This is a genomic window from Chryseobacterium hilariae (genome assembly GCF_051400735.1).
Lineage (GTDB): Bacteria > Bacteroidota > Bacteroidia > Flavobacteriales > Weeksellaceae > Chryseobacterium.
On the sequence record NZ_JBLFFJ010000004.1, the window covers coordinates 479,288 to 489,626 of the forward strand.

13 protein-coding genes and 1 pseudogene are annotated in these 10,339 nt (G+C 37.5%); 6 read left to right on the top strand and 8 right to left on the bottom strand.

Annotated features, from left to right (window positions below; genetic code table 11):
* The first annotated feature begins 127 nt into the window (after nucleotides 1-127).
* Entirely contained in the window at nucleotides 128-964 is an 837-nt protein-coding gene (locus tag ACMGDK_RS14745; protein ID WP_436808657.1) for a sulfurtransferase, read from the top strand.
* Nucleotides 965-1,112: 148 nt separating this feature from the next.
* Here ACMGDK_RS14745 and ACMGDK_RS14750 read toward each other — a convergent pair whose 3' ends face one another.
* The 8 genes from ACMGDK_RS14750 to ACMGDK_RS14785 form a co-directional block, all read right to left on the bottom strand.
* Nucleotides 1,113-1,439 (bottom strand): SUF system Fe-S cluster assembly protein, encoded by a 327-nt coding sequence (locus ACMGDK_RS14750; protein WP_111954157.1) that lies wholly within the window; start codon nucleotides 1,437-1,439, stop codon nucleotides 1,113-1,115.
* Nucleotides 1,440-1,442: 3 nt separating this feature from the next.
* A complete protein-coding gene (locus ACMGDK_RS14755; protein WP_436808658.1) occupies nucleotides 1,443-2,144 on the bottom strand; it encodes a 3'-5' exonuclease in 702 nt (233 codons plus the stop codon).
* A gap of 12 nt (nucleotides 2,145-2,156) precedes the next feature.
* Entirely contained in the window at nucleotides 2,157-2,504 is a 348-nt protein-coding gene (locus ACMGDK_RS14760) for a tRNA-binding protein (protein ID WP_436808659.1), read from the bottom strand.
* Complete coding sequence (locus tag ACMGDK_RS14765) at nucleotides 2,501-3,010, bottom strand: hypothetical protein (protein ID WP_436808660.1); 510 nt, start codon at nucleotides 3,008-3,010, stop codon at nucleotides 2,501-2,503. Before ACMGDK_RS14765 ends, ACMGDK_RS14760 begins: the two co-directional genes overlap by 4 nt.
* 176 nt (nucleotides 3,011-3,186) lie before the next feature.
* Nucleotides 3,187-3,831, bottom strand: coding sequence for a response regulator transcription factor (locus ACMGDK_RS14770; RefSeq protein ID WP_436808661.1), 645 nt, complete (start codon nucleotides 3,829-3,831; stop codon nucleotides 3,187-3,189).
* A complete protein-coding gene (locus tag ACMGDK_RS14775; RefSeq protein ID WP_436808662.1) occupies nucleotides 3,828-4,598 on the bottom strand; it encodes a sensor histidine kinase in 771 nt (256 codons plus the stop codon). The genes ACMGDK_RS14770 and ACMGDK_RS14775 overlap by 4 nt, the downstream gene beginning before the upstream one ends.
* 11 nt (nucleotides 4,599-4,609) lie before the next feature.
* Nucleotides 4,610-5,254: a hypothetical protein gene (locus ACMGDK_RS14780; RefSeq protein WP_436808663.1), complete on the bottom strand. Its 645-nt coding sequence runs from the start codon at nucleotides 5,252-5,254 to the stop codon at nucleotides 4,610-4,612.
* Nucleotides 5,255-5,264: 10 nt separating this feature from the next.
* Nucleotides 5,265-5,828: a hypothetical protein gene (locus ACMGDK_RS14785; protein ID WP_436808664.1), complete on the bottom strand. Its 564-nt coding sequence runs from the start codon at nucleotides 5,826-5,828 to the stop codon at nucleotides 5,265-5,267.
* A 381-nt stretch (nucleotides 5,829-6,209) separates the two neighbouring features.
* Here ACMGDK_RS14785 and ACMGDK_RS14790 point away from each other — a divergent pair, with 381 nt between their 5' ends.
* The 5 genes and pseudogenes from ACMGDK_RS14790 to ACMGDK_RS14810 form a co-directional block, all read left to right on the top strand.
* Nucleotides 6,210-6,791 (top strand): DUF4840 domain-containing protein, encoded by a 582-nt coding sequence (locus tag ACMGDK_RS14790; RefSeq protein WP_436808665.1) that lies wholly within the window; start codon nucleotides 6,210-6,212, stop codon nucleotides 6,789-6,791.
* Nucleotides 6,792-6,883: 92 nt separating this feature from the next.
* The gene (locus ACMGDK_RS14795; protein WP_436808666.1) at nucleotides 6,884-7,450 is read left to right on the top strand and encodes an RNA polymerase sigma factor; all 567 of its coding nucleotides are present in this window, start codon (nucleotides 6,884-6,886) and stop codon (nucleotides 7,448-7,450) included.
* Nucleotides 7,443-8,834 carry an outer membrane beta-barrel protein gene (locus tag ACMGDK_RS14800; protein ID WP_436808667.1) on the top strand — a complete coding sequence of 464 codons (1,392 nt, stop codon included), beginning with the start codon at nucleotides 7,443-7,445 and terminating at the stop codon, nucleotides 8,832-8,834. Before ACMGDK_RS14795 ends, ACMGDK_RS14800 begins: the two co-directional genes overlap by 8 nt.
* A gap of 43 nt (nucleotides 8,835-8,877) precedes the next feature.
* Nucleotides 8,878-9,840, top strand: coding sequence for a T9SS type A sorting domain-containing protein (locus tag ACMGDK_RS14805; RefSeq protein WP_436808668.1), 963 nt, complete (start codon nucleotides 8,878-8,880; stop codon nucleotides 9,838-9,840).
* A 183-nt stretch (nucleotides 9,841-10,023) separates the two neighbouring features.
* A pseudogene (locus ACMGDK_RS14810) lies at nucleotides 10,024-10,272 on the top strand (magnesium chelatase domain-containing protein); the annotation flags it as partial.
* Nucleotides 10,273-10,339: the final 67 nt, after the last annotated feature.

The window sequence follows — 10,339 nt, forward strand, 5'->3', positions numbered from 1 at the left end:
TGAAATTGCTTTTAAAGAATTAAATAATCTGCACAATCTGCGGGACAAATAAAATATCAATAGGAGCGGGCTTTAACCTGCTCTCCTATATTTAAAAAACTATCATTTAACCCCAAAATCACCAAAAATGTCACCCATAATCTCATCATCCCAGCTAAAAAATCTTCCACAAGAAAACCTCATCATTCTTGATGCGAGAGTAGGAAAAGATGTACATCAAACTTATCTTGCGAAGCATATCAAAGGAGCCCGTTTTATAGATTTGGATAAAGATCTGGCCGAGATTGGAGAAGATGCCGCTTTTGGAGGCAGACATCCACTTCCGGACATTGCAAAATTTGCTGAAACATTGTCAAATCTCGGAGTATCAGAAGATTCTCATATTGTTATTTACGATGATAAAAACGGAGCCAATGCCGCCGCAAGAGCCTGGTGGATGCTGAAATCTTTTGGACTTGAAAACGTTCAGATTCTGGATGGAGGATTTCAGGCTGCTGAGAAAGAAGGACTAGACTTTTCATCTGGTGAGGAAACTTTTGAAAAAACTTCTGTCATTAAAAAAGAAGGTTGGCTTCTTCCGCTTAAGACTTTGGAAGATGTTGAAAATGAGATAATAAACCATTGTTCTACCATTATCGATGTAAGAGATGCTTACCGCTACAGAGGTGAATCTGAACCCATTGATCTTGTAGCCGGACACATTCCGGGAGCAATTAATATTCCTTTTTCAGAAAATCTTGATGAGAATGGAAACTTCCTGAAACCAGAAGTTTTAAAAGAAAAATATACAGAACTTTTAAAAGATAAACCCCAGCATCTGATCATCCACTGCGGATCTGGAGTTACGGCCTGTCATACTATTTTGGCACTGGATTATGCAGGTTTTCCGATTCCTGATCTGTATGTAGGTTCATGGAGCGAATGGAGCCGGAGGGAAGGAAAAGAAATTGCGAAGGATATCTGATAAACATTTTTAAACCATTAAGGGCTGTTTAGGCTTTAAGTTTAATTAAGTAAATTATTGGTTTTTAATATTAAACCATCTTAATGTTTTAGTTACAAAATAAAAGGCTGCCAATACTGACACAGCCTAATTTATTTCAGGGATAATTCTAAAGCATTCCCAATTCAAACTTCGCTTCTTCACTCATCATATCCTTATTCCAGCTTGGTTCAAACGTAAGCTCTAAATCTACGCTTTTCACTCCTTCCACTTCTCCTACCTTGTCTTTTACTTCCTGAGGCAAGCTTTCTGCAACCGGACAGTTCGGGGTAGTAAGGGTCATTATAATTTTTACATCGCCATCCTCGGAGATCTGTACATCATATATCAGTCCTAATTCGTAAATATCTACCGGGATTTCCGGGTCGTATACGGATTTTAAGACGCTGATGATTTCCTCACCAATGTCAGCAATTTGATCGTCTGTAAATTTCATTTTTTAATCTAGATTGATATTCCTTTTCAACAAATCTTCCTGACGCATCCGCCGGAAAACATTTGCCAAAGTTAAGACATCTTTTTCACAATAGTCAACTATTCGCTGCAAGTCTTTTTCTATGTAGTAGATTGATGAAACCATTGAACCGTCTATATCATCTTTGGGAGTAGGAATTCCGAACACATGGGCCAGCAGTTCCAGGGAAACAAAACTTTTATAATCTCCGAATTTCCAAAGCTCCATCGTGTCAATATGAGGAATTTCCCAGGGCTTTTTTCCAAACATCTGGAAAGGAACCGGAGGTTGGATTCCATTAATCAGATACCTTCTCGCAATCCACGGAAAATCAAATTCTTTTCCGTTATGGGCGCAGAGAATGACGTTATTCAGTCTTGGGCTGTTGAATATCTCTCCGAATTCCTGAAGCAGCTTCTTCTCATCGTGACCTGAAAAGCTCTTAATTTTTAAGGTTTCATTCTTTTCGACCATTCCGATGGTAATGCAGATGATCTTTCCAAACTCGGCCATAATGCCGGCACGGTCATAGAATTCTGCTGCACTAACGTCTTCCTTTCTCTGAAATCTTGTTTTCTTGTCCCAGAGCTTTTGTTCAGTTTCAGGAAGTTCTTCCCATGATCCTGATCCTGGAACGGTCTCAATATCAAGAAATAAGATCTTTTCTAATGGAATGTGTTGTATCATATGTGTTTGTATTTATCCTACCTGCATTCCGTTTTTTACGGGTAGCGAAGGGGTTAAAAGAGTGACATCTTTTTTATCTTCACCATAAACTCCCATGACCAGACATTCGCTGAAGAAATTGGCGATCTGTTTTTTGGGGAAATTCACTACAGCCATCACCTGTTTTCCTATGAGCTCTTCTTTTTGATAGAGGGAAGTGATCTGTGCAGAGGATTTTTTAATTCCAAGATCCCCAAAATCAATTTCCAGCTGGTAAGAAGGATTTCTTGCTTTCTCAAAATCGGTAGCTGAAATTATCGTTCCGCATCGTATATCTATTTTTTCAAAGTCTGTCCAGGATATTTCCGGCTTTATGGTCATGATAATGAATTGATTAAATGTTCTACTTCCACTTTTTCTGCTTCATATTTCTGCTGCAATTCCGATCCTGCGCCCATTCTTCTGTAATATTCAAGTGCCTGACCTCCAAAGAATTTTTTATAATGATCTGAGACTTCCGGGATCTGTGGAAAGACTTTATGAAAAAGCATTTCATAATAGGCCTGGAATTCCCGTTCATTTTTGTCTTCGATGACCTTTCCGGGAGCTTTCTGCCGTACATGGAGCATTTCGTGGGCAACCATATTCAGGACGAGATTCAGATCAAAATCAAATAAATTCTTCGGGATCATTACGGTCTGAGGGCCTCCCAGTATTCCTTCTGCTGTCAAAAGCATGGACGTGGGAGAGAGTTCTTCCCGGAATCCAAAACCCGCAAAATTTTCATGCTCCAGGTCGAAGGAATGGATTAAAAACTTAGCGGCATCCAGGATCTGGTCGTGCTCTTTGTAAGCCTCAAGATGTAAGTTGATCTGCTCGAAATTCATTCAGAATATGTTTTAAACAAATGTATTAAAAGTATTTATTTTTTACAACTGAACTATTTTATGGATGATAAATAAAGCGAAAATGAAAAATCCGGTAAAATTTTGAAAATCTACCGGATGAATGAGTGAGTTATAAATGGTTTTGGGCTATGTTGATTAAAAAAAAGAAAATCAGATCAGCATAAATCATGCTTTAAGGCAAAAAGAACCAAACCGACCCTGTTTTTTATTTCTAATTTTGTGAAAACGGAATCCCTGTAGCCATCAATAGTTTTAGGGCTGAGAAACATTTTGTCCGCTATTTCCTTGTAAGTAAGTTCGCTGCAGGCCCATTTTATAAATTCTTTTTCTCTGTCTTTTAATTCGGAAAGGAGAGACGCATTTTTAATGTCTTCTGTTTTTACCTTTAATAATTTCTGGGCGACGAAATCGGTATAAAAACTCCCTTTGTCAAAAACGGTATCTATCGCCTGAAAAAGTATGGCTGGCTGCATATCTTTCAGCAGATATCCTTTTGCTCCTGCCTTCAGCATTTTGATAAGTATTTTTTCATCATCTTCCATGGTCAACGCGATCACTTTTATCTCAGGGTGATGTTCGGTTAACCATTCTGTAGTTTCTATACCGTTTTTATAAGGCATATTAATGTCCATCAGTACTACAGCGGGTAATTCTGAAGCTTTTTCTATGGCGGCAATAAAATCTTCACCGTTGGGATGATTCATGATCACGCTGTATTGAGGGTTTTCTATGATCATATTTTCCAATGCCTTAGACATTAGCGTATGGTCATCAACGATAGCTATGGGAATAGTTTTCATATGAAGTGTTTGTAATAGATTATTGAGGTTTGTGTTCCCTTATCAAGTTCCGACTGGATGGAAAATTCTGCATGGATCAGCTTAGCTCTCAGCTCCATATTCTTCAGTCCCGAACCATCCTGTATTTTGGACGTGTTAAAACCTTTTCCGTTATCTGAAATATGGATGCGTAAGGCTTCATGGTCGTCTTTCAACCTGATAGATACATTTTTGGCCTTGGAATGCTTTAAAATATTATTGATACTTTCCTGGATAATCCGGAAGAGGATCAGTCCATGTTTAGGAGAAATATCAATATCCTGTTTCTGGGTGATGAATTCTATCTTTAATAATTTTAATTTCTGTATTCTTTTTACTTCCCTTTCAATGGATTCTGTCAGTCCGAAATGAATGATCTGCTCCGTAATCAGGGTTTTCGAAAGGTTTCTGATATCCTGGATACACTCACCCAACAATTCACTCAGTTCGCTCAGTTCTTCTTTTTCTGCATTTTTCAGTTTGGAAATGAGCTGGTTTTGTCTCAAACGGACCACAGAGAGCTTCTGGCCCACATCATCATGTAATTCCTGTCCGATGTAATTCAGCGTCTGTTCCTTTATTTCCACTTGCGAAGTTGCCAGTTCTTTTTCAAACCGCATGTCTTTTTCTTTCTGTTCGATCAGAAGGGTTGTCTTCTTTTTGATAAAGACCACATAGATGAAGATCATCATCAGAACGACAATAAGTAAGGTAATGGTGAAGGTAATAACCAAATTATTTTCTTCCATACTTTAAAGTCTTATCTAAGTTTGTCCGGTCTGTTCCAAATCAATCCCAGCATGAGTATCCCGTTACTGATAAAATTCAGCATAAATAAAATAAAAAAATAGATATGCTCCGAAACGGTAGTTCTGAAATACAGAATCGGGATACTTCCAATAAAAAGAATCAGTAAAGAGACTGAAATCCAAAAAGGTAAATAATTAGTAAGCTCCAGTATTTTATCAGAATTAAAGGTCTGATATAAAAATAAAACAATGGAAAACAGTAACAAAAGGATATCGGTATACAGCATATTAAAAGAAAAACGATGCAGCAGATCATCTTCTGTATAAAACATCACAACAATATTGGCCAGAAAAAGAATCAGAAGGATCAACTGCAATTTTTTTAAAAGAGGCCAATACAGTAATTGAAAATAATACAGCAAATACAGAAAAAAAACAATCATTAAAAAGCCAATTACATAAAATATTTCAGTAGATCGGTGAGTAGCTTTAAAATAGAAATAGCAAAAAATATCAATCAGGGAAAATAATATATATCCTGCCATAAAAAACAAATTATCTTTCCTGATGTTTCTGTATCTGATGATCATCAAAGCCACGACTACAAGAGATATCACCATAGATATTTGTTTCCCTATTTCTATATTCCAGTTCATGGCTTTATTTTTACGGCATGTCTGCGGTAGACACTTTAGGTGGAGGAGCAAGATTGGTCATATTCAGAACCTCCATCTCCATTACATTTATATTCTCATCTGTGGATCTCATTGCCCTGGACATTGTCCCCGTGGTGTCTCTTTTCAGATTCTGAGCAGTAGGAACTAAGAAGATAGTCTGGTAGCCGGCGTATTCCGGTTTTGCCATTTTGCTTTTAGGATGGTTCTCCGGATATTTTCCCATATAAATTCTGATTCCCGGATTTTTAAGGTGTTGTTTTTTAGCAGTTTCTTTTACATATCTAAGGTATCCTTCCATATCTTCTACAGAAAACCAATACCAGCGTGAATCCGGTTCCCCGTTTCTGTATTTTGTAAGAATTGCATTGTTGGTCCTGGAGTATTCATCATAAAGCACCCGGCCTTCACGGTAGCTGATCAGTTTCTTTTTATAGCTGTCACTTACGGGTTCTTTAGGCGGTTCGGAGCAGCGTGTACAGCTTAGCATACAAAAACTTAAAATAAGCACAGCAAGAAGCGCACTTAGATTTTTGAATAAAAAAGGAGTTTTCATTTTTATGGTTTTTAATTTTATAAAACAAAATTAGGTAACTGCTCAACTTTATAAAAGGGGGAAAACACTGTTTTTTTATGGATAATAAATTTACGACATTTTGTTTTGAATTTCAGCGAGATATGAATTATTATTAGATTGTACTTTTTAAATATTTTCTTGGCTTTTCATTTTACAGGATCCGTTTAATTTGTTTTTTATAAAAGCCCCCAATTCTAAAGACAGAATTAAAATAATAATTGTAAAATTTTATTACAGTAAATCAATACTTTACAACATAATTTCATTATTTTTTCAAAGTTCCACGCAAGATTTCCTAAAAAACGGATTTTATACATGAGTACTCAATACAATTAATGTTTAATGTAAAAAAATAATGAAATGAAGAATTCAATAGTACTTAAGGTTATTACCACCGTTTTAATTTTATCAATCATCTTCTCCCTGTTCTCGTGTATGAACGAGGACAGGATAGAAGTACCACCCGTAAAGCTGGAAGATATTAACGGAAATTATAAAGGAAGGCTTATCACGGTGCAGGGAGAGTTTAGGTCGGAAAAAGTTGTAGGCTTTAAAATAAAAAAAGATACCCTCACATTTCCGGAATTTCCTTTAAAGGAAATCGTAATGGCGGTAGTAAAAGATCCTGTAAAAACCCAGAATGCCATAACAGCGATGGGAAAAGTGAAATATAATCTGAATTATACAACGGTGCTAAATGCGGATAAAAACTGGGTAGAGCTTACTTTTGCACCTAAAGAGCTTGAACTTCAGATCCCGGTAGATGGCGTGACCAAAAAAACTGTTGTAACAATCACAGCAAAGCAGAAAGGATACTTTGTAGGAATGGATCATACAATGAGATTTGCTTTGGCAGCAGAAAAAATAACAGTAGATGGAACGGAATTGAATCCTTTCGAGGCGATTAACTACAATTTTCCGTACTGTATAAAAACTAATTGATAGATAATATAAACAATAGATTGTGGTTTGCCGGATGCGGTCTATTTTTGCTTTAAAATTTTAATCGGTGCTAAACCGGACCTTAGTCGTACATGGAAGAAAACAAGGAGCAGATTTTGATAAGACGCCTTCTCACGAAGGAAGAAGCTGCCTGGAAAGAACTTTTCGGAAATTATTCCGGAAACCTTGCCGGGGTCTGTTCCCGTTATCTTTCAGGAAAAGACGATGTTCATGACGTTCTTCAGAACAGCTTTATCAAAATGTTCCGCTCCATAGCAACATTTGAATACAGAGGAAGTGGTTCTTTGAAAGCATGGATGATCCGCATCACCGTAAACGAAGCTTTAAAACATATAAAACAGCATTCCGGCATAACAACAAATGATGATCTTACAGAGTTTCCTGACATTCCCAATGATGAGGAACCGGATCTCGAAGAAATTCCCCAGGCAGCCATTATGAAAATGATACGCTCGCTTCCTGATGGGTACAGGACCGTTTTTAACCTGTTTGTATTTGAGAAAAAAAGCCATAAAGAGATCGCCGGGCTTTTAGGAATCGCAGAAAATTCTTCCGCCTCACAGTTTCACAGGGCAAAAGGACTGCTGATCCAGAAAATAAAAGAATTTAAAATGTCAAAAAAAGCACAATATGAATAATCGGTGGCTAAATGATCTGCACAGGAAAATGGAAGACCACGAAGAGGATATTCCTGATGGGCTGTGGGAAGATATTAAAGATGAACTTTTTTCCGAAGAAAACGGAATAGCGGGAGGCATGATGCTTGGAGCTGATGATAAAAAAGAAAGTAAAACTATTTCTGTAAGTAAAAAAAGCACTCTGTTCTACCGTATTGGTGGAATGGCCGCTGCTGTTGCTATGCTGTTTTTCACGGGAAAACTTTTACTGGAAATGAATACTGACAAAGCAGAACCTAAGATAACCTTAAACTCTGAAAATGCAGATAACCTTAGAAAAGAAGGCAATAAAATCACAGAATCAGTAAAAGCAAGTACAAATGAGCAGGTCAATACCAGATCAGGTGAAAAATACAGTGGACAGGGAAATATATTGACAGGAAAAGCTCATCCGCATACTATTTTAGAAAATATATTTAAACAAACCATTGATCATAATAGGACAATACCTGGGCTTATAGAAAAGCAGAATAATTTAATCCCATTAGCAACTGAAACATCACCCTTTTATAAGACATCACCTTCGGTCAGTGAGAATCCGGTATTGAAAAAGGAACAAGATGACGGGGAAATTTTTAACAATTATGAAAATAAACTTCCGGAAAAGTATACCGGCACCGATAAACCTAAAGCTTTAGGTCGTCAGTCCAAAAAATGGATGCTGAGCATGCTTACAGGAAATGTCTCCTCAAATTCTTCCGAACAGAAATTCCCTGGCTACACTTCCATGAGCGGTAGTCCTATGGCTTTTAGTGATTTCTGGATTTCCGGGACAGAACCTGATCCGCTTACGGAAGTCCTGCTGGCTAATCAAAGCAAAGAAGTTGAAGCAAGGATAAGGCATAAAATACCTGTTACATTTGGTGTTTCCCTGTATTATAACCTTGGGAAAAAATGGGGCATTGGTACAGGTGTCAATTATACAAAACTTACCTCAGAACTTCATTCCGGAAGTAATTCAAATTATATAAAAGGAGATCAGAGCATTCATTATATAGGCATTCCGGTACAGATAAACTATAATGTCATTCAGAAAGGACGCTTCACAGGATATGTTACCGGCGGAGTACTTGCAGAAAAAGCTGTAGCAGGAAAACTTAAGACAAAATATATAGTAAATAATGAAGTGCAGGACGAACAGGAGGAACGGCTTGATGTTAAACCCGTACAGTTTTCAGTGAATTCGGCAGTAGGGCTGCAGGTGAAAATCATTGATAAAATCGGGATATATGCAGAGCCCGGTATAGGGTATCATTTTAAAAATGAGAATCAGCTCAATACCATTTACAAAGAAAAACCATTAAACTTTAATATGAAGTTCGGGATCAGGCTGTTACTGGACTGATACTACTGAGTAAGACTAAAAATAAACCATTAAATATTTAAATATGAAACCAAAACTGATTTTTTTGGCTTTTCTGTTCATGACCCTTCTGAATATAAAAGCACAGTGTAACCCAACTATCACAAGCCCAAGGCTGGGTGTAAAGTTTCCGGATAAAATACTCTTCTGCAATACCGAAACAGAGACACTTTCTACACAAACATTCGGAAGCTACCAGTGGTACAAGCAGCAATGGACCTGGCAAACGCCTAATACCAATCCTTGGACACCAATTCCCGGGGCAGTTTCTCAGACGTTAACCATCAATGGAAATGATGACCAGCTTTATTATTTTAAAGTGGCAGTTACGCAGGGAGACTGTGTGGCAGAAAGCCCGGCTATTATGGCAGATGGATTCATGTATGCGCTTCCTGCAATGATGAGCACCTTTACACCCGGAACTTTTTCTCAGGTAGGACTTGGAGAATATAATATCTGTGCCGGAGCATCCGTAAAATTTGATGATGTCTTTCCAGATCTCTATGGCAGCCACGTATGGTATAAATGCATTCCAGCCAGCGCACCGCCTTCCAATGGAGATCCTTGTGTTGTAAATGGTGCAATCGGCGATACCTATACGGCAACAGAATCCGGAGAATATGGGTTTTATGCCTGTACAGAGTATTGCCCGGATCAGTGTGAATTTTTAGGGACAGGAAATTTTGTAAAACTGAATTTTGGAAACTGGGAGTTCTGCAGTCTTGGAACAGATGAAACGAAACACAAGGAAAGCAACCTGAAAATATATCCAAATCCTACAGCCCAGTTCCTGTATATCGGAAAAGAGTCCGATAAAACGTACAAAGCGGTTTCCATTATTGATATGTCAGGAAAAGTGGTCCTTCAGAAAAATGATCACCGTTTTAATGAGGCTATTGATGTGAGCAGGCTCGTACCCGGAAACTATATTATTCTTTCCAAAGACTCGCAGGGAAATACCTATAAGAATAAATTCATAAAGAAATAACAACATACGATCAATCCTTAGTTAGTTTTTTTTAATCACGATAAGCCGGTACAGAGACGATCTGTATCGGCTTGTCTTTTTAAGGATAATTTTTTTAAAATTCATTTTGAATCCAAAAACTATTCATAAAAAAGTTGATTTTTTGAAATATTATATTATTTATTTTTACAAAAAACACCAATCATGTTAGTTAAAATTTACGGGAGTGCCATCTTCGGGGTAGCTGCACAAACCATTACTATTGAAGTAAATGTAGATACTGGAGGAGTAGGGTATCATCTCGTCGGCCTTCCCGATAATGCCATCAAAGAAAGCAGTTACAGGATCTCTGCTGCACTGAAGAACGTTGGATACAAAATTCCCGGTAAGAAGATTACGATTAATATGGCGCCTGCAGATCTAAGGAAAGAAGGTGCTGCTTACTGTATGTCTTCAAAAGAAAATGGACTTTCTCTTAGGGAGTATTTGTTAGTTTAAAGTTATAATAAAAGTTGATTTC